The organism is Bradyrhizobium sp. URHC0002 (assembly GCF_054059515.1).
In genome coordinates this window covers 5,429,442-5,447,780 of sequence record NZ_JBSSCF010000001.1, presented here as the reverse complement: position 1 = coordinate 5,447,780, position 18,339 = coordinate 5,429,442, and the positions used below count along the sequence as shown (strand labels likewise).

Annotated in this window: 16 protein-coding genes and 1 pseudogene; 7 read left to right on the top strand and 10 right to left on the bottom strand. The window is 62.2% G+C overall.

What is annotated here, in order from left to right:
* Positions 1-21 precede the first annotated feature (21 nt).
* Complete coding sequence (locus ACVWVY_RS26550; protein ID WP_456629132.1) at positions 22-582, top strand: hypothetical protein; 561 nt, start codon at positions 22-24, stop codon at positions 580-582.
* 107 nt (positions 583-689) lie between these two features.
* On the opposite strand, the gene ACVWVY_RS26545 is transcribed toward ACVWVY_RS26550, so the two are convergent.
* From ACVWVY_RS26545 to secG, 9 genes are all read right to left on the bottom strand, one after another.
* Positions 690-2,012 (bottom strand): TAXI family TRAP transporter solute-binding subunit, encoded by a 1,323-nt coding sequence (locus ACVWVY_RS26545; RefSeq protein WP_456632315.1) that lies wholly within the window; start codon positions 2,010-2,012, stop codon positions 690-692.
* A 175-nt stretch (positions 2,013-2,187) separates the two neighbouring features.
* Complete coding sequence (locus tag ACVWVY_RS26540; protein WP_456629131.1) at positions 2,188-3,420, bottom strand: HlyD family secretion protein; 1,233 nt, start codon at positions 3,418-3,420, stop codon at positions 2,188-2,190.
* On the bottom strand, positions 3,413-3,856 hold the full coding sequence (locus ACVWVY_RS26535) for a hypothetical protein (protein ID WP_456629130.1): 444 nt from the start codon (positions 3,854-3,856) through the stop codon (positions 3,413-3,415). Before ACVWVY_RS26535 ends, ACVWVY_RS26540 begins: the two co-directional genes overlap by 8 nt.
* A 680-nt stretch (positions 3,857-4,536) precedes the next feature.
* On the bottom strand, positions 4,537-5,529 hold the full coding sequence (locus tag ACVWVY_RS26530) for a 2-hydroxyacid dehydrogenase (RefSeq protein ID WP_456629129.1): 993 nt from the start codon (positions 5,527-5,529) through the stop codon (positions 4,537-4,539).
* Positions 5,530-6,100: 571 nt separating this feature from the next.
* On the bottom strand, positions 6,101-7,276 hold the full coding sequence (locus tag ACVWVY_RS26525; RefSeq protein WP_456632314.1) for an MFS transporter: 1,176 nt from the start codon (positions 7,274-7,276) through the stop codon (positions 6,101-6,103).
* Positions 7,277-7,290: 14 nt separating this feature from the next.
* Positions 7,291-8,184: a 3-deoxy-8-phosphooctulonate synthase gene (gene kdsA, locus ACVWVY_RS26520; protein WP_456632313.1), complete on the bottom strand. Its 894-nt coding sequence runs from the start codon at positions 8,182-8,184 to the stop codon at positions 7,291-7,293.
* 62 nt (positions 8,185-8,246) lie between these two features.
* Positions 8,247-8,573, bottom strand: coding sequence for an NIPSNAP family protein (locus ACVWVY_RS26515; protein WP_057834587.1), 327 nt, complete (start codon positions 8,571-8,573; stop codon positions 8,247-8,249).
* A gap of 198 nt (positions 8,574-8,771) precedes the next feature.
* Entirely contained in the window at positions 8,772-10,403 is a 1,632-nt protein-coding gene (locus ACVWVY_RS26510) for a CTP synthase (protein WP_456629128.1), read from the bottom strand.
* A 167-nt stretch (positions 10,404-10,570) separates the two neighbouring features.
* The gene (gene secG / locus ACVWVY_RS26505) at positions 10,571-10,948 is read right to left on the bottom strand and encodes a preprotein translocase subunit SecG (protein ID WP_456629127.1); all 378 of its coding nucleotides are present in this window, start codon (positions 10,946-10,948) and stop codon (positions 10,571-10,573) included.
* A 226-nt stretch (positions 10,949-11,174) separates the two neighbouring features.
* Between secG and ACVWVY_RS26500 the strand changes: the two genes are divergently transcribed.
* The 4 genes and pseudogenes from ACVWVY_RS26500 (at position 11,175) to ACVWVY_RS26485 (ending at position 14,282) form a co-directional block, all read left to right on the top strand.
* Positions 11,175-11,741 (top strand): helix-turn-helix domain-containing protein, encoded by a 567-nt coding sequence (locus ACVWVY_RS26500; protein WP_456629126.1) that lies wholly within the window; start codon positions 11,175-11,177, stop codon positions 11,739-11,741.
* A gap of 6 nt (positions 11,742-11,747) precedes the next feature.
* Positions 11,748-12,149: a hypothetical protein gene (locus ACVWVY_RS26495; RefSeq protein WP_456629125.1), complete on the top strand. Its 402-nt coding sequence runs from the start codon at positions 11,748-11,750 to the stop codon at positions 12,147-12,149.
* A pseudogene (locus ACVWVY_RS26490) lies at positions 12,142-12,654 on the top strand (GNAT family N-acetyltransferase); the annotation flags it as partial. The gene ACVWVY_RS26495 and the pseudogene ACVWVY_RS26490, both read left to right, overlap by 8 nt.
* Positions 12,655-12,890: 236 nt before the next feature.
* Positions 12,891-14,282, top strand: a complete 1,392-nt coding sequence (locus ACVWVY_RS26485; RefSeq protein WP_456629124.1) for an MFS transporter — start codon at positions 12,891-12,893, stop codon at positions 14,280-14,282.
* A gap of 36 nt (positions 14,283-14,318) precedes the next feature.
* On the opposite strand, the gene tpiA is transcribed toward ACVWVY_RS26485, so the two are convergent.
* Entirely contained in the window at positions 14,319-15,071 is a 753-nt protein-coding gene (gene tpiA / locus ACVWVY_RS26480; protein ID WP_456629123.1) for a triose-phosphate isomerase, read from the bottom strand.
* Between the two features lie 266 nt (positions 15,072-15,337).
* Here tpiA and ACVWVY_RS26475 point away from each other — a divergent pair, with 266 nt between their 5' ends.
* Both ACVWVY_RS26475 and trpD read left to right on the top strand, forming a co-directional pair.
* Entirely contained in the window at positions 15,338-17,239 is a 1,902-nt protein-coding gene (locus ACVWVY_RS26475; protein WP_456629122.1) for a peptidyl-prolyl cis-trans isomerase, read from the top strand.
* A 77-nt stretch (positions 17,240-17,316) separates the two neighbouring features.
* Positions 17,317-18,330, top strand: coding sequence for an anthranilate phosphoribosyltransferase (gene trpD / locus ACVWVY_RS26470; RefSeq protein ID WP_456629121.1), 1,014 nt, complete (start codon positions 17,317-17,319; stop codon positions 18,328-18,330).
* The last annotated feature ends 9 nt before the right edge of the window (positions 18,331-18,339 follow it).

Below are 18,339 nucleotides of genomic sequence, written 5' to 3'. Positions count from 1 at the left end.
CCAACCAGAAGCGGGGTTGCAATGAGGAGGATCGCCGGCGCCGCCATTGCAGCAGTCTCGCTAGGGAGCGTCCTGGCGGCGGCATTGGCATGGTTCGGTCTGCCACAGCACGCGGCCGCAACGGCGACCGCGCCGGTATGGACCGAGATAGCCTGGCCCTTCCCCACCGATCCGTGGGGCAAGGGAAAGGCGTTCCGCTGCAACACGGCGGACTGCGGTACCGAAGTGAACATTTATCTGCGTGCCAAGATAGGTTTTTGCAATTGTGCGACTGGCGTGGCCGATGACGAAGATCTGGATCGCATGGGCGATCTTGCTCTGGTTGGCGAGGTTTCGCCGCTCGGCACCGGTCGTCCGATCAGCATTGCGCGGATGGACGGTCGCAGCCGCACTTACATGCTCAACGCTCGCAATCCGCTTGGCAAGACGGCGATATCGGTCGTTTTCAGGGAACGCTGCGACATGATCGCAGCGACAGCCGTGCTCGGCCACGACCGGCCGGCTGCTATCGAGCCCAGCGTGATCGCGTTTCTCAATGGCAGCACCGTGATGCGCTGGGCCGAGATCACGCTTGGCCTCTGATCTGACGGCGAGAACGCGTTGCCGTGTTTTCGCGACCGGTTGCTCTTGAGAGGGAATAAGTTCCCCGCCCCCTGTCCCATGGAGCGGGGGATCTCGTCATCCACCGATCAAGCAGGGTGAACCGTGGGCTTCTGCCTGAGAATCGCCCGGCGATCATGAATCAAACCCTCCAGCCGATGGGCGGCTATATTCAGGGTGGTGGCATCCACTGCGCTCTCGTCGCCGCTCGCCGCCCTGTCGCGTTGGGCTTTAAGAATGTTGTCGATTTCGTCCTCAATATTCAACAGTTCAGCTTCTGACTCAACCTTCCGTATGCGCCGCGCCAAGGCATAAAGTGAATCCAGCGGTCCTTCCGGCGTTAGTGGATTTCCGATCCCCAGAAATTTCCAGGCGGCCGCAAGAACAGATGCGACACCGCCCAGGATCATCGGCGCCAAAAAGATTTCATTGCTATACTCATCCATGAAGGATTGTTGCGTGCCGTTGTAGTAAGCCGCCGCCCCTGGATGTACCGCAAGGTAGGCATCTGGATCGGTGCTGGCAGCGGTGATCTGCGCGAGAAGCGGCTGCTCGGTCATGAGGTCCCGGCGTGCGGTCATGATCGTCTGCGTCAGCGTTGCGATGACGTCGGAACTGAGTTTCTTGTGGGCGACCAGGTAAAGTGACGTCCTTAGGGTCGTCACGTCATCCTCCGGCACGGGCGGCGATCCGCGCAGGGTGCCCTTCGGCACATCGAAGCTCTCATAGGCCCGTTCGGTCTCCGCTATCGCTCCGGCGGAGTCGATCGCGATCAGAACCGGCAGCGCCTTCGGACCCTGCTGAAAAAGCCCCCGTACGAGCGACAAATATTTCCCGCTTAGAGGGATGACCACCAACAGCGCGCTGACTTCCTTGGATTGGAGCGCCTGCCGGGCCTCCGTGAAAGCCAGGTTCTTGAACACGACTTTTGCGCGGGACAGGTCATACGTATTGTTCAGGACATCGACAATCTTTGCGTTCACCTCACCGCCAAGAACACCAACCGTGCGGCCCTTGAGTGTACTTATGCTCGTTATAGATGAACCTGGCGGAGCAATGATCAGCGCGGCCAAATGAGCGACCACCAAGACGGCCTGCGCTTGCGACAAGTCGCCAGCGTCGCCACGAACCACAGCCAGATCCGCTTTTCCCGCCGCAAAAGCCTTGGCGGCTTCAAGGGCGCTGCCGGTATCGGTTACGTTGAGCCTGACGGGCGCCCTGATCGAAGCGAGCCGGCCGGCAATGGCCGACATCGCCTTGGCGGCCTCACCGTCAATCGAGCCGACCGCGACCGTGAGCGTTGTGGGGCGCGCATAATAGCGATAGCCGAGGAGACTTGCGCCGGTCACGACGACGACGACACCGGCAAGGAGGACTATGCGACGCCACAACGACAATCTTATTGAGTTCATGCGCATCGTTGCAAGTCCGTAAACCACGGGATGAGCCCAGCGCCGTTCCGATGGGCCTCAGCCCCACTTCTTGATGGCCTGCTAGACACCTATGACGAAGAACGCCGTAGAAATCCCTAAAATCACCTGACCGTTGGCGGCCGGCAGCGCGACCCACCGCAGCGCAAGCCGTGACTTAGTGTCCGCTCAGCACCAGCGTCTTGATCGGCAATAGCAGCGCTTGGATCCGCAGCAGCAATGCATGAACGAGCGCGGTCGCATCGACGGCGTGCAGAGCAAAACCCTTCAGCGCACCGGTTTTCGGGTCGGCAATCACATCATGGTTGCTGGTATAGGCATTGACGATGCAGGAGCTGCCCGGCGTAACACCGTCGAGGCCCCCCTTGTAAAGCGGCTCAAGGAACACGAGAATCGAACCTGGCCTTTGCAGGTTCTGCGGATCGATCAACACCTCAGTGGCTCGGAACTGACCGGCGGCGATAAAATCCTGCACGCTTGTGACAACGAGCGGAATGATCTTCCAGGGTCTCGAGATGCAAGTGGCTTCCGCAAGCATGCCGGGCCTCATCACCTGGGCCTCGATCTGCCCAAAGCCGGCCTGCAATCTGCCGCGTCCCGCTTCATCGGGTATCATGACTCCGGCCGGCCGCATGATCTGGGCGACGAGGTCGCCGGGGCGAACGAGGAATTGCTCCACGCGGCCATCGACGCCAGCACGGACAAAGGTCTTGTCGAGATCCACTTGCGCCTCCGCCCGTGCGGCCTCGGCGCTCGCCCTCTCGGCCGGCAGCAGCGTGGAGACCCGCAACGCCGAAGATTCCCTGGCGGCAGTTGCGGCATCGACGCCGGACTGTCGCTGATCGACCAGCACCTGCAGCTTCTCGATGTCGCGTTGCGGCACGATGCCCGGATTTCGGCGTTGCAATTCGCTCTTCACGTCCAGCTCGTCCTTGGCCTGCTGCAGGGACGCTTTCGCTTCACCGACCTGGGCGTCCGCCTTGACGATATCGGCCTGCGCCGAGATCAACGACGCATCTACCTCGGCGATCTTTCGCTTGGCGGTCTCCAATGCGGCGGTCTGCTTCGAACTGTCCAGCCGGAACAGAACGTCACCTTTTTTTACCGGCGCGGTGAAGTCGACATTGACCTCAACGACCCGGCCGGAGCCCTCGGGCAGGATCGGCACCGTGCGGAAGTAGATCGCCGCGGAGGTTGTCGAGGGATGGAAATAGAAGATCATCGTGATCAGTGAGATCGTGAGCATCAAGCAGCTCGTGATGCCCCATCGCAACTCGTACCAGACGGAGAAAAAGGTAATCTCCTTGCCGAGCCGCTTGCCCTGCCGATAGCGGCGAAAGAGGTAATCGGGAAGGATCGTCACCATCGAGCAGAGCATGAGCTCAAACATGGTTGTGCACCCCTTCCCTCGCGGGCGCTTTGGCGCCGGAATGGCTGCCGGGTGTGGGCTCAACTTCGAGTTCGGCAGCCGGCGCGCCCGGCGTGGCGTCGGCAATGCGCTCGACAGAATCGGCAATACTGCGCATCGGCGTGCCGAAATCCGGCAGGTCGATCATGGCAAGCAGCAGCCCCGCGACCCAGAAAATATGCATGTGGGTAAAGAGCGATATCAGCCCGAGCACGGCGACAATCTCGAACTGCAGCTTCTGGGATTTGTGCGCCATGCGCTCGGGCAGGCTGTGCAGCTTCCAGTACAGGGTGCCCACCCATAATACAGTAGCTACAAGGAAAATGCCCATCACCACCGTCAGGGTATCCGACCCGTCAGCGCCGGGAATAAAAAACGGCAGGTGATGCGGCGCTGCCGGATGCATCTGTTCGCTCAAGGTGTTCTCCCGATCCGGACGTGTTCCAGCGATGGTTTCAAAGGGACTGTGGGTCTCATGTCGCACCACCTCTTGATCTGGATCAACGGCCGAGGCCAGCGCTGCCTAGCGCATCGGCGGCGGCGGCGATACGGCATGTTGATCGGCATTTTCGGCCTCCCGACGCTCAGTAAGTGACGCGGACAGATCACCTATTGAATTTATCTCATCGGCGGCCTCGAAATACCAGCGACTTTGCTCGGTAGCGCGCGCGAAGGCAATTCGAGTGGCTCGGGACACGACAGTTTATCCGATGAATTATGACGATGACCCAATTAGATCGGCTTGCCGACCGCGGCTCAGAGTTCCGTATGAGGTGAACGTCGTCATGAGGTCCTCATAGCCGAGGTTCTGGCTCCAAGCCTTCATGGCCTCAATGTCGCGACATGTTTTCTGGCCAAGTTAGGACGTGGACTCATAAGCCATGATTCCGACGCCCCACACTTTGGGAGCGCTTGAATCACGGTTCGTTAGCCAAGCTCAACTGGTCGCTACGCACCCGAAAGCGGACATATCCTCAGGTTGAGTTTTGTCGTTCATGACCAAAGCGGTCATACCGTGCAGCCTTCCGCGACGCGTGGAAATCGTTTCAGTGGCGGTCGCGGCTTTTCGGACGCCGATCACGAGGAATGCTTTCACGGTCACGGCTCCTTGACTTCGTTCTTGAGCGTCAGGCCAGCGGCAAAATCCGAGACGTTGGCAAGCGTCGTGTTCATGATCTCTTCCAGCGCTTCGCGCGTGAAGAAGGCCTGATGGGCCGTGAGGATTACGTTCGGGAAGGAAACGAGGCGCTGGATCACATCATCCTCGATGATGGAGCCCGACAAATCCCGGAAGAAAAGACTGGCTTCGTTTTCGTAAACATCGATCGCCATCCCGCCGAGCTGACCGGATTTGAGTCCCTCAATCGCCGCTTCGGTATCGACCAGACCGCCACGACTTGTGTTGATCAGGAGTGCGCCTTTCTTCACCTTGGCGATCGTCCTCGCATTGACGACATGCTTAGTTTGCGAAGTGAGCGGAACATGGAGGGAGATGACGTCCGCATCCGCCTGAATTTCCTCCACCCCGGCATAGCGGCCAATCTTCTCGAATTCAGGCGAGCGGTGGGCATCATAGCCCAGCACCTTGCAACCGAACCCATTCATGATCCGACCAAAGATGGTGCCGATCTTCCCGGTTCCAAGCACAGCCACTGTCCGGTTGACGAGGTCGAAACCCATGAGGCCGTCGAGTTCGAAATTGCCGTCTCGCGTCCGGTTATAGGCCCGGTGAATTTTGCGGTTGAGCGCGAGAAGGAGCGCCACCGCATGCTCTGCCACCGAATTGGGAGAATAATTGGTAACTCGCGTAATCTTGATGCCACTCTTCTTTGCGGCCGCGAGGTCTATCTGATTGTAGCCGGTTGAGCGGGTCGTCACGAGCTTGGTGCCACCAACAGCGAGCCGCTTGATGACGTCGGCATCGACTTGGTCATTCACGAAGACGGCGACCGCCGGAGATCCTGCGGCCAATAGTGCTGTGTCGGGACCAAGCAGCGGCTCAAAATAGACGATCTCATGCTTGTAACGAGAATTAAGCTCATCGAGCAATCTGCGTTCGTAATTCTTTGCTCCAAAGACTGCGATTCGCATCTTTACCTCCTGCCGGAAGCATTTCTTATGCGTGGGGAATGGCTCCGATTGTCATCGCCAGCACGATCATATTCGCGCAAGGCCGCCTTACGCCTTCTTGACGATCTCAAAGCCCCTAGCAGCCAATTCCTTTAGAATGCTCATTGCCAAATGGGAGCATTCTTCGGGCTTGATCCAACTAGCGCTCCTCCAGTCGGGGTCATCGTCTCTGGAGTATGTAGTGAACGCGGACCTTATTCCGGCTTCGATTGCACTTGTGGCCTCGTCTGGCATGCGCGCCTCCACAACATGTCTTATGAGAAATGCGTCCCGGAATTCCCGTGGCAGCGTTGACGTAGATCAATGTTGTTCTGCTGGCGGAAAGTAGTTACAGGCACGGTCGCTTCAGGCTGGCAGCCTTATCCGCTAACCCGGAACGTCTCCCATTGGCCCTTCTCCGACCTACCACGATGTCCGCTTTCGTGCTGTTGTTGAGGGCCAAGCCACATCGTAAATTATGAGTACACGGCCTAGAGAAACCTGCGCCAGACTCCGCATTTGCGATCTACAGCGGGCTTCGACGCGCGGCGGTCTAGGCCGCCGCCGCGTCCACCGGACGGGTCTGCTTGAGAAGCTTTGCGCAGACGAAGCCGAGCGCGATCATGACGGCCGCTGCGGTCAGCAAGGTCGGGACCTTGCCGGCGTGCTGGATGCCGAAACCATAGGCGATCGGGCCGATGGTCTGGCCCATGAAGAAAAAGAACGCGTGCAGCGACAGCGCGGTCGCGCGCGCTTCCGCCGATAATTCGCTGGCGAAGACCTGCAGGCTGCCGTGGATCATGTAGAACCCCCAGCCCATGAAGATCAGGCTGAGCGTTTGCAGCCTCCATTCCGGCCCCATCGCCACCACGATGAGCTGCACACCGACTAGCGCCGCGCCGCCGATCATCATGCCGTTGACGCCGATCCTCGGCAGAAACCGCGACACCGTCAGGGTGTAGAACAGCCCGCCGACGGCGAAGCCCGCGATGACGATGCCCGCGATCGAGAGCGAGGTTTCGCCGAGTTCGAACAGGAACGCCGCGATGAAGGGAAACAGTCCGAGCACACAGCAGCCTTCGATGAACACGGCCCCGTAGCAAATACGCGCATTCGGATTCGTGAAAATCGTGCGATAGCCTTGCATGAGGGCTGACAGGCTTGTGCGCGGCGGACGCGTCAGTGCGGCACCGCGAAAGCCGGCCGCCACCGCGATCGAAGCCAACACGACAAGAACGCCAAGCACGGCAAGCACGCCGCGCCAGCCGATAAAGTCTCCGATCAGGCCGGACGCAGAAGCCCCCAGAAGATTGCCGGTCATCGCGCCCGCCAGCGTTCGACTGATCGCGACCTGGCGTTTTTCGGGGCCAACGAGATCGCTGGTCAGGCTGAGTGAGACCGGGAATACGCCGCCGGAGCCGATGCCGGCGAGAATGCGGCTTGCGAACAGCAGCGGGAACGATGTCGCCATCGCGCCAAGAATATTGGCAAGCCCGAGCAGCACCAGGCAAACGATCATCAGCCGCGCCTTGCCGAATATGTCGGCCATGGCGCCGAGCACGGGCTGGATGATGGCAAAGGTGAAGGCGAAGACGGCGGCGAAACTGGCGGCGGTCGCGATGCTGACGGAAAAATCCTCAGCCACATGCGGCAATACCGGATCGAGCGCGCGGGCGGACAGGGCTGCCGAAAAGGTCGCGAGCGCAATGATATTGAGCGCCGGCGGCATGCCGCTGGATGCGGTCACGGCGAAGCGTTCGTTGCAGTGTTCTTGGCCAGCGCGTCGAAGTCCATCAGCCGCTTCACCAACGCCTCGAACTCGCGCAGCGGCACCATGTTGGGCCCGTCCGACGGTGCGCGATCGGGATCGGGATGGGTCTCGATGAACACGCCGGCGACGCCGACCGCGACCGCCGCGCGCGCCAGCACGGGCACGAATTCGCGCTGGCCTCCGGATGAGGTGCCCTTCCCGCCCGGCTGCTGCACCGAATGGGTGGCGTCGAAAATAACCGGCGCCCCCGTTGTCTGCGCCATGATCGGCAGCGCACGCATGTCCGACACCAGCGTGTTGTAGCCGAACGAGGCGCCACGTTCGGTCACCAGCACATTTGGATTGCCGCCTCCGGTGATCTTGCTGACGACGTTCGTCATTTCCCACGGCGCGAGGAACTGGCCCTTCTTGACGTTGACGACCTTGCCGGTCGCCGCGGCTGCCAGCAGCAGATCGGTCTGACGGCACAGGAACGCCGGAATCTGCAACACGTCGACCGCCTGCGCGGCTTCCGCGCATTGCGAGGGCTCGTGCACGTCGGTCAGCACGGGCAAACCGAGCGAAGAGCGTATCTCGGCGAAGATTGGCAAGGCCTGCGGCAGGCCAATGCCGCGACCGGCCGAGCCCGAGGTGCGGTTGGCCTTGTCGAAGGAGGTCTTGTAGACGAGGCCAATTCCGAGGCGGCCCGCGATCTCTTTCAGCGCGGTCGCCACTTCAAGGGCGTGCGCGCGGCTCTCAAGTGCGCAGGGGCCGGCAATGATCGAAATCGGCAAGGTATTACCGAATTTGACCGGGCCGACCGAGACGACCGGGGCTGCATCGAGTTTCGCGTTCAAGGGATTTTCCTTACGTTGAGCGCGGACCATGCCGGTCCGCGCTTTCAGGATCAACCCCGTTTAACCCCTAAATATCAGGGTTGCGCCGGCGGTTATTTTACCGCGGAGAACGCCGTCGGCACAAGCAACTGGCTGACGATGTTGTCGATGATCTGGCCATCCTCCTCGCTCTTGGCGCGGCCGGCGATCCAGTCGGGATCGGACTGGAATGCGGTCCATTTCTTCTCGCGATCGGCCAGCGAGTCCCAGGCGACGAAATAGGTCAGTTCCTGATTGGAGGTGCCGATCAGCGTGGTGTAGAAACCGGCCTGCTTGATGCCGTGCTTGTCCCACAGTTTCAGCGTCAACGTATCGAAGCGCTTCATCAGCGCCGGCAGGCGGCCCGGCAGGCAGCGATAGACGCGCATTTCCATGATCATTGGTGGCACTCCCTTTATTGTTTTTGCAGTTCAGGGAGCGGGTTGTCGCAACAATTGGCGCGCTCGTCAAAGGCGGAGCCGCAGCGTATTTGTAGGGTGGGCAAAGGAGCGAAGCGACGTGCCCACCATTCCATCCAATATGCGGTGCAAGATGGTGGGCACGCTTCGCTTTGCCCACCCTACGATTCCGCAAAAAGCCTACACCAGCCGGCTCTGCTTCGCCGCCGCCTGGATGAACGACGCAAACAGCGGGTGCGGCTCGAACGGCCGCGACTTCAGTTCGGGGTGGAACTGCACGCCAATGAACCAGGGATGATCCTCGTATTCGACGATCTCCGGAAGCACGCCGTCGGGCGACAGCCCAGAGAAGCGCAGGCCGTGCTGTTCGAGGCGGTCCTTGTAGGCCGTATTGACCTCGTAGCGATGGCGGTGGCGTTCGGAAATCTCGGTGGCGCCGCCATAGACTTCCGACACCCGGCTGCCGCGCTTCAGCGCGGCCGGGTACGCGCCAAGCCGCATGGTGCCGCCGAGGTCGCCGGATTTCGATCGCTTCTCCAGCTCATTGCCGCGCAGCCATTCCGTCATCAGGCCGACCAGCGGCTCCTTGGTCGGGCCGAATTCGGTGGAGTTGGCCGCCTCGATGCCGACGAGATTGCGCGCGGCCTCGATCACCGCCATCTGCATGCCGAAGCAGATGCCGAAATACGGCACATCGCGGACGCGGGCGAACTGCGCCGCGCGGATCTTGCCCTCGGCGCCGCGCTGGCCGAAACCGCCGGGCACCAGGATGCCGTTGACGTGTTCGAGGAACGGCGCCGGGTCCTCGTTCTCGAACACTTCGCTCTCGATCCAGTCGAGATTGACCTTCACCTTGTTGGCGATGCCGCCATGGGAGAGCGCCTCGATCAGCGATTTATAGGCGTCCTTCATGCCGGTGTACTTGCCGACGATGGCAATGGTTACGGCACCTTCCGGATTGCGCACGCGCTCGTTGATGACGTTCCAGCTCTGCAGCGCCGGCGGAATTTTCGGGCTGATGCCGAACGCGGCCAGCACCTCGTCGTCGAGGCCGGCGGCGTGATAGGCCTCCGGCACCGCGTAAATGTTGTCGACGTCGCGCGCCTCGATCACGGCGCTTTCGCGCACGTTGCAGAACAGGCCAAGCTTGCGCCGCTCTTCCTTTGGAATTTCACGATCGGTACGACACAGCAAAATATCCGGCTGGATGCCGATCGAGCGCAGTTCCTTCACCGAGTGCTGCGTCGGCTTTGTCTTCAGTTCGCCGGCGCTTGGGATGAACGGCAGCAGCGTCAAATGAATATAGACGGCGTGATCGCGCGGCAGTTCGTTCTTGAGCTGGCGGATCGCTTCGAAGAACGGCAGGCCCTCGATGTCGCCGACGGTGCCGCCGATTTCCACCAGCACGAAATCATATTCGTCATTGCCCGAGAGCACGAATTCCTTGATCGCGTTGGTGACGTGCGGAACCACCTGGATGGTCGCGCCGAGATAATCGCCGCGGCGTTCCTTGGTGATGATGTCCTGATAGATGCGCCCGGTGGTGATGTTGTCGGCCTTGGTGGCCGGCCGCCCGGTGAAGCGCTCGTAATGGCCGAGATCTAGATCGGTCTCGGCGCCGTCGTCGGTCACGAACACTTCGCCGTGCTGATACGGCGACATCGTTCCGGGATCGAGGTTGAGATAGGGGTCGAGCTTGCGGAGACGGACCTTGTACCCGCGGGCCTGCAGCAGGGCACCGAGTGCCGCTGAAGCCAGACCCTTTCCGAGCGAGGAAACCACGCCGCCGGTGATGAATATGTACCGCGCCATGGGACTCAACCTTTAAGGCCACAAACCCGATTCGCCAAAACGAATCGCATGCACGGGCAAACATTCTGCCGGGCTGTGGGTGACGTGAATTTTGAAGCGATATCAGAGCATTGATGGGAAGTTCTGATGCAGGACGGTAGAGGCCGTTCCTGCATAGCCACCCTGCTTTATTGCGAACGCGGGGCCTGCGGGCCTGACGGTGCCTGCTGTTCATCCACCTTCTTGAGCGTATCGAGCACGCCGCCGGAGGTCGGCGGGGCGATCGGCGTCGCGCCGCCCGGCTGGGATTGCGTCGCCGGCGCGCCGACGATCGAGGCCGGTTTACGATCGACGCCGGCGATCCAGGCCAGCGCCATGCTGGTCAGGAAGAAAAGCCCCGCCAGGATCGCAGTCGTCCGCGTCAAGAGATTGGCGGTGCCGCGGCTCGACATGAAGCCGGCGCCGCCGCCCATGCCGAGGCCGCCGCCTTCGGATTTCTGCAGCAGCACGGCGCCGATCAGCACCGAGACGATCATGAGGTGAACGACGATAATGACGGTCTGCATCTTAAAAACCTTCCGTCACAAGCTGAAGAGCGCCGGGCTTCGGCTGCACCAAGTGCTTGCGGGTTTTCCTGAAGTTGCGCGGTGTTACACGATCGGACGGGGCATTGTCACCCCCAACCGCCGCCGTGGAGATAATTGCCGCAGGTCGGACGGCAAGGCTGTCCCGGCTTTCGCCGACGTTCGAATCCGGACTTGAGGTTCCGTCAATTTCTCTTATAATAGACAAATGGATACTATAGTAGACGATCTCAGCGCCCGCCTCGCCCAACGCCTGCGGCTCGAGCGCGACAGCCGCGGCTGGTCGCTGGCTGATCTCGCCGAGCGCTCCGGGGTTTCCAAGGCGACCATCAGCAAGATCGAGCGCGCCGAGGTCAGCCCGACCGCGGTGGTGCTGGTTCGGCTCGCCAGCGCCTTCGACCTCACCCTCGCCGGCCTGATGCTGCGGGCCGAAGGCCAGGGCGAGCGTCTTTCGCGGGCCGCCGCGCAGCCGGTGTGGCGCGATCCCGAGACCGGCTATCTGCGCCGCCAGGTGTTCAACCGGCCCGATCATCCCATCGAAATCATCAAGGTCGAGATGCCGGCGAAGCAGCGCGTGACGCTGCCCGCCTCATCCTACGCACACATCCGCCAGGCCCTCTGGGTGTTGTCGGGCGCGCTCGTCCTGATCGATGGCGGCGAACGCCACGAACTCCGTGCCGGCGATTGCCTCGGATTCGGTCCGCCGGCGGAAGTGACGTTTGCCAACGAGAGCGCCGCGCCCTGCACTTACGTCGTTGCCCTTGCCCGGAGCTAGCTGGCGATGGCGGAGAGCGAAATCAGGCGTTCTCCGGCCGACCCGGCGAGTTCGAAAAACCCCGTTCCCGCCGGCCACAATCACGGTCCGCCGCTCGACGACGAGCATCGGCCCGAATGGGGCCTCGGCGGAATCGGGAATTATTTCTACTGGAAGGCGGCGCATCGCGCCGCCTGGCACAACCCCTCGCCCGGCATCGTCGCGTTTCGCATCAAAAAAGCCGAGCGGCTGGGCGTCACCTACGAAGAATACACATTGGAAATTCTCGAACGCGGACGTCACCTGCAGATCGAGGATGTCGAACGGATTGCAGAGATCAAGCAGGCGCGCGCTGCCCGCGCAGGCAGGAATCGAGTTGAACCCGCGGAAACGCATTTCATTCGCCCGGAGCCGATAATTGATGCCTGAGATCCAGATCCGAACACTGAAATCCTCGCCTGATATCTGCGCGACGCTCAGTGAAATGTTGGTTGAAACCGTTGAGAATGGCGGTTCGGTCAGCTTCATGCACCCTCTTCCGTTCGAAGCGGCCAACGAATTCTGGCGCAACTCGCTTGCTTCGGCCGACCGAGGCGAGCGGATCGTTCTCGGCGCCTTTGACGACGAAGACCTGATCGGCACCGTGACGCTCGTGCTCAACCTCGCGCAGAACCAACCACATCGCGCCGAGATCGTGAAGATGATGACGCGGCTCAGTCACCGCCACCGCGGGATTGCCACGGCGCTGCTGCGCGAGGCCGAGCGCATCGCGATCGCGCGCGGACGCTGGCTGTTGGTGCTCGATACCGCCGAGGACGAGGGCGCGGCCGGACTTTACGAACGGATGGGATTCAAGCTGACCGGACTGATTCCGGACTACGCGCTGAAACCCCATGGCGGCCTCACGGGCACGCTGATCTACTGGAAGCGGCTGCAGGATGCCGTGCCGGCCAACCGGCCTCACCTGAATGGTCAAGCTTTGGCAGCGCGAATGCGTGCGAGCCGCCCCCGATCGGCGCGACCGGAAGAGGTATTCAGAGCGCCGTATCACAGGCTGCTGACACAACGCTGTCAGCAGGACTGACTTAAGCACGCGTCGGCAATCAATCGCGCGTTGCGCGCGCCCTCGATTTGGATCTGCCTTCCAATCACCGATATCGACGGGTCGGCATGCACGAACGTACATCTCCTGCGGCGGATGGGCGAATTGTCCCAATCACATTTGCCCTTGGCCTCGGCGCATTTCTGACGCTGTTCGACGTGACCGCAGTCGTGGTCGCCATGCCCGGCATCGCGAAGGACCTTGGCTTCGCCGTTGCCGGCGCTGCCTGGGTCATCGACGCGTACAGCCTTGCCTTCACAGGTGCTCTGCTTGCTTCTGGGGCGCTTGCAGACCGCTTCGGCCGCCGCCGTTCGATGTTGATCGGCAACGCCGTGTTCCTCATTGCTTCTATCGCATGCGGCCTGGCGACGGATGGGCCGATGCTATTGGCCTCGCGGGTCGTGCAGGGCATCGGGGCCGCCTTCATGGTCACGGGCGCAACCGCGCTCATCGCCGGTGCATTTCCGAATCTTGGTCAACGGGCACGGGCGTTCGGCGTGATTGGAGTAATTGCCGGCGTCGCCATGGCCTTGGGCCCGACCTTGGGCGGCTTGCTCGCCTCATGGTTCGGCTGGCGCTGGATCTTTTACGCCAATATCCCCTTTTGTCTTTCGCTGACCATCGTCGTGCCGCGATTTGTTGCCGAGACGAATGATCCGGACGGACCACCGCTCGACCCCGTGGGTGTCGCGTTGCTCACGATATCGCTTGGCTTGGCGATCGATGCACTGCTTCGGCGAGACGGCTCATTGGCAATTCGAGCCGCCTGCCTCGCCGGCAGCGCCATGGCGGCACTGTTGTTCGTTTTGCAGCAGTGGCGCCGTTCGCGTCCGGTGCTCGATCCCCGCGTATTCGCAACATCGGCGATGGCGGGGGTTGGCGCGTTGCTCACCGCCATCCAGTTTGGCTACTGGGCCGTGCTCGTCTACTTGCCGCTGTTCTTGAGCACCGCGCTCCTCGTGAGCATGGAGGTGGCAGGTGTCGCATTGCTTGCCGCGACGCTGCCGATGCTCCTGGTACCACTGATCGGCGGCCGCTTTGTCACGCAGTGGGGATGGCGGTGTTTCTTCGTCGTTGCGTTTGGCATCATGGCCGCCGGAGACGCATTGCTTGCGTTGGCCGCCGTCTCCACCAGCCCGGCAATGCGCCTTGCCGCGACCATCGCCGGAATGCTCACAATCGGCGTCGGCTCCGCCCTGGCAAATCCGCAAATGTCGAGCGTGGTGCTGGCGCTCGCACCGCCCAGGCAAGCCGGCATGGCCTCAGCCGTGACCATGATCGTGCGTCAGGCCGGCTTTGCCATCAGCATTGCGGCGTTGGGAGCGACGCTCACGAGGACCGATATGGCAACGGCGTTCGCGGCACCATTCGCTCTCGCGACGCTTGCCGCGCTGGCCGCCATCGCCGCTGCGATCATCTTGCTTCCGGCCAAATCTTCTCAAAAAGACGTATCAGGTTGAGCATTCCAGGCTCCGCCGAGAAACTTGGGGCGCGACCTAACACCCCGCCGCGATCGCGAGGAAATCGGCTGCTTTCAGGCTGGCACCGCCAACCAGCGCGCCGTTGACATCGGCGACCGCCATCAGTTCCGCCGCGTTGGACGGTTTCACGGAGCCGCCGTAGAGAATCCGGATCCTGCTACCCTCCGCCTTAAATCGGCTGGTGAGAACACCGCGGATAAACCGATGAATCTGCTCGACATCTCCCGCGGTCGGGGTCAACCCGGTGCCGATCGCCCAGACCGGCTCATAGGCCACGACCAGATTGGCCGAGGTCGAGCCGTCCGGCAGCGATCCCGCAAGCTGGCCGCCGCAGATATCGAGCGTCTCTCCGGCGTCGCGCTGCTTCTGGGTCTCGCCGATGCAGACGATGGCCGTCAGGCCGGCCCGCCAGGCCGCTTCCGCTTTCTGCCGGACCAGCGCGTCAGTCTCGCCATGGTCGGCACGCCGCTCCGAATGTCCGACGATAATGGCGCTGGCGCCGGCATCCGCCAGCATTTCCGCCGAGAGATCGCCGGTATGGGCGCCCGAAGCCTTTGGGTGGCAATCCTGGGCCCCGACGGCGAGTTTTGAACCAAGCGCCTTGTCGGCAAAACCGGCGATCAGGGTTGCTGGGGGGCAAACCAGCAGGTCGGCCTTGCCGGCCAATGCACCCGCCCCCGCAATCATTGCCTCGAATTCATCCAAAGCGGACTTCAGGCCGTTCATTTTCCAGTTTCCGGCGATCAGCGGCCGAATGGCGTCGGTCATGTCAATTGTCCCGCAAATGTCAGACTTTGTGGCTTGGAGATGCGCTAGCAGAGGCGCGCCGCCAGTTCCAGATACCGGTCAGATGATCCCCCAGGCCATTAACCGCTTCAAATGGCCCACGCTGCCGAGGTTGCGAGGGGAGCGCGGCCACTTTATGATGCTTTATCAACTCGGTGACGCCCTGTTGCGGAAGTCGATCCTGAACGGAATCGAATTTTCGCCGGGCACGACCCGGTTCCCCCTCTCCTGAAAAACAAGTTGGACCCATGCTTCGAGGAATTCGGAAAGCCTCATCAAACTGGCTCGGCAAGATTGTCATGGCCACCGTGATGGGCGTTTTGATTGTCAGTTTCGCGGTTTGGGGCATCGCCGACATCTTCAAGGGGTTCGGCCAGTCGTCGCTCGCCAAGATCGGCAAGACGGAGATTTCGACCGAGCAATTCCGCCAGATCTATACCGAAAAGCTGCAGCAGCTCGGCCGCAGTTTCGGCCGTCCGCTGACCTCGGAGCAGGCCCGCGCCTTCGGGCTCGACCGGCAGGTGCTGCAACAGACCATCGCCGACGCCGCGCTGGATGAGGAAGCACGGCGCATGGGGCTCGCCCAGTCCCAGGAAGAAACCATGCGGCTGATCTACGGCGATCCCAATTTCAAGGGATTGGGCGGCAAGTTCGACCCGGCACGCTTCCAGGCCACGATCCGCCAGTTCGGCTACACCGAGCAACGCTATCTCGCTGAACAGCGGCGCCTCGGGCTGCGTCGCCAGATCGCCGGCACCGTCTCGGCCGGGGTGGAGCCGCCGAAGGTCCTGATCGACGCCATGACCCGTTTCCAGAACGAGCAGCGCTCGATCGAGTACGTCAAACTCGACGCCGCGCAGGCCGGCACCATCGATCCCCCCTCGCCCGAGGCGCTGGCCGCCTATTTCGAGGACCGCAAGACCCAGTTCCGCGCACCCGAATATCGCAAAATATCCTTTGTCGTGATCAGCCCCGAAGAGATCGGCAAATGGAGCGAGGTCACCGACGAGGATGCGAAGAAAATCTTCGAGCAAAATCGCGACCGGCTCGGCACGCCGGAGAAGCGCGAAGTGCAGCAGATGGTGTTTCCCAACGAGGGCGAGGCGCAGGCCGCGCGCGCGCGCATCACGTCGGGCATGTCGTTCGACGACCTCGCCAAGGAACGCAATCTCAATCTGGCCGACGTCGACCTCGGCATGATTACAAAGAGCGCGATCATCGATCCTGCGATTGCGGAGGCGGCGTTCGCGCTGCCATCGGGCGAAGTCAGCCAGCCGGTGCAGGGGCGGTTCGGCGTGGCGCTGGTCAAGATCGGCAAGATCGAGCCGGGCACAACGCCGACGTTTGAAAGCGTCGCAGCCCAGGTGAAGAAGGAACTCGCGACCGAACGCGCGCGCGCCAAGGTCAGCGAAATCCAGAACAAGATGGAAGACGAGCGCTCCGGCGGCGCCAATGTGGTGGAGGCTTCGCAGAAGCTCGGCCTGACCGCGATCACGATCGACGCCGTCGACCGCTCCGGCCGCAAGCCCGACGGCCAGCCCGTCGCCAACATTCCGCGCGGCCTCGACGTGGTCTCGCAGGCCTTCAACAGCGATATCGGTGTCGATAACGAACCGATCCAGTTTGCCGGCGGCTATGTCTGGTACGACGTGCTCGGCATCACGCCCTCGCGCGAGCGCCCGCTCGACGAGGTGCGCAGTCAGGTCGAAGCGAAATGGCGCGAAGACCAGATTTCGAGCAAGCTGCGCGCGAAGGCGACCGAGATGGTTCAGAAGATCGAGCAAGGCGGCACGCTCGCCGCCGAAGCGGCTGCGGTCGGATCGAAGGTCGAGACCGCGACGGGCTTCCGCCGCGACGCGTCGCTTTCAGACGTACCTTCGGCCGTCATCGCGGCCGCGTTCCGGACCCCCAAGGACGGCGTCGGGCAGACGCCGGGCGCCGGTGGCAGCGAGTGGATCGTGTTCCGCGTCACTGATGTGACCGTGCCACAAGTCGATGCCGCCTCCGAAGAGCTGAAGAAGTTGAAGGACACGCTGCAGCGCGGCCTCACGGACGAACAGGTCGCGCAATACGTGACGAAGATCGAATCCGAGATCGGCACCACTATCAACCAGGCCGCCTTCGCGCAGGTGACGGGCGCTAACAACTGAGCATGATCGGCCAAGACTAATCCAAAGCTTGCGTCGGTCATGCTTCGAGACGACACCCTATCCTGAAAGCCCACGTGATGGACGACCTCAAATCTATCATCGGAAAAGTCGCCACCGGCGCGACGCTGTCGCGCGAAGAGGCGGCCTCGGCCTTCGACAGCATGATGTCCGGCGAGGCCACGCCTTCGCAGATGGGCGGGCTGTTGATGGCGCTGCGGGTCCGCGGCGAAACCGTCGACGAGATCACCGGCGCGGTGTCGGCGATGCGCGGCAAGATGCTGCGGGTCCAGGCGCCCGCGGACGCCGTCGACGTGGTCGGGACCGGCGGCGACGGTTCCGGTTCGGTCAACGTCTCGACCTGCGCTTCCTTTATCGTCGCAGGCGCCGGCGTGCCCGTCGCCAAGCATGGCAACCGCGCGCTGTCGTCGCGCTCGGGCGCGGCCGACGTGCTGGCTTCGCTCGGGGTCAAGATCGACCTGACGCCCGATCAGGTCGGCCGCTGTGTGGCCGAGGCCGGCATCGGCTTCATGTTCGCGCCGGCGCATCATCCGGCCATGAAGAACGTCGGCCCGACCCGGGTCGAGCTCGCCACCCGCACGATCTTCAATTTGCTCGGACCACTCTCCAATCCGGCCGGCGTGAAGCGGCAGATGGTCGGCGTGTTCTCCAGGCACTGGGTGCAGCCCTTGGCGCAGGTGCTGAAAAATCTCGGCTCCGAATCCGTCTGGGTCGTGCATGGCTCCGACGGGCTCGATGAAATCACCCTCACCGGGCCAAGTTTCGTCGCCAGCCTCGACAACGGCAAGATCACCACCTTCGAGGTGACGCCGGAGGACGCCGGCCTCACCTGTTGCAGCGGCGAGGCGCTCAACGGCGGTGATGCCGATGCCAACGCGGTGGCCCTGTCGAGCGTGCTCAACGGCAAGCCCAGCCCCTATCGCGACGTCGCGCTGTTGAATGCCGCGGCGGCGTTGATCGTGGCCGGCCGCGCCGGGAGCCTGAAGGAAGGCGTCGCGATCGGCGCCAAATCGCTCGACAGCGGTGCGGCGGCGGCGCGGCTGAAGCATTTGATCGCGGTCTCGCGCGGCTGACCGCAGGAG

What these genes read in the sequence shown, in the direction of transcription:
- ACVWVY_RS26500 (WP_456629126.1), top strand. Translation starts at nt 11,175, where the DNA reads ATGGATACTATAGTAGACGATCTCAGCGCCCGCCTCGCCCAACGCCTG.
- secG (WP_456629127.1), bottom strand. Translation starts at nt 10,948, where the DNA reads ATGCAGACCGTCATTATCGTCGTTCACCTCATGATCGTCTCGGTGCTG.
- ACVWVY_RS26515 (WP_057834587.1), bottom strand. Translation starts at nt 8,573, where the DNA reads ATGATCATGGAAATGCGCGTCTATCGCTGCCTGCCGGGCCGCCTGCCG.
- ACVWVY_RS26475 (WP_456629122.1), top strand. Translation starts at nt 15,338, where the DNA reads ATGCTTCGAGGAATTCGGAAAGCCTCATCAAACTGGCTCGGCAAGATT.
- kdsA (WP_456632313.1), bottom strand. Translation starts at nt 8,184, where the DNA reads ATGGTCCGCGCTCAACGTAAGGAAAATCCCTTGAACGCGAAACTCGAT.
- ACVWVY_RS26495 (WP_456629125.1), top strand. Translation starts at nt 11,748, where the DNA reads ATGGCGGAGAGCGAAATCAGGCGTTCTCCGGCCGACCCGGCGAGTTCG.
- trpD (WP_456629121.1), top strand. Translation starts at nt 17,317, where the DNA reads ATGGACGACCTCAAATCTATCATCGGAAAAGTCGCCACCGGCGCGACG.
- ACVWVY_RS26525 (WP_456632314.1), bottom strand. Translation starts at nt 7,276, where the DNA reads ATGCCGCCGGCGCTCAATATCATTGCGCTCGCGACCTTTTCGGCAGCC.
- ACVWVY_RS26530 (WP_456629129.1), bottom strand. Translation starts at nt 5,529, where the DNA reads ATGCGAATCGCAGTCTTTGGAGCAAAGAATTACGAACGCAGATTGCTC.
- ACVWVY_RS26550 (WP_456629132.1), top strand. Translation starts at nt 22, where the DNA reads ATGAGGAGGATCGCCGGCGCCGCCATTGCAGCAGTCTCGCTAGGGAGC.
- ACVWVY_RS26545 (WP_456632315.1), bottom strand. Translation starts at nt 2,012, where the DNA reads ATGAACTCAATAAGATTGTCGTTGTGGCGTCGCATAGTCCTCCTTGCC.
- ACVWVY_RS26540 (WP_456629131.1), bottom strand. Translation starts at nt 3,420, where the DNA reads ATGTTTGAGCTCATGCTCTGCTCGATGGTGACGATCCTTCCCGATTAC.
- tpiA (WP_456629123.1), bottom strand. Translation starts at nt 15,071, where the DNA reads ATGACCGACGCCATTCGGCCGCTGATCGCCGGAAACTGGAAAATGAAC.
- ACVWVY_RS26510 (WP_456629128.1), bottom strand. Translation starts at nt 10,403, where the DNA reads ATGGCGCGGTACATATTCATCACCGGCGGCGTGGTTTCCTCGCTCGGA.
- ACVWVY_RS26485 (WP_456629124.1), top strand. Translation starts at nt 12,891, where the DNA reads ATGCACGAACGTACATCTCCTGCGGCGGATGGGCGAATTGTCCCAATC.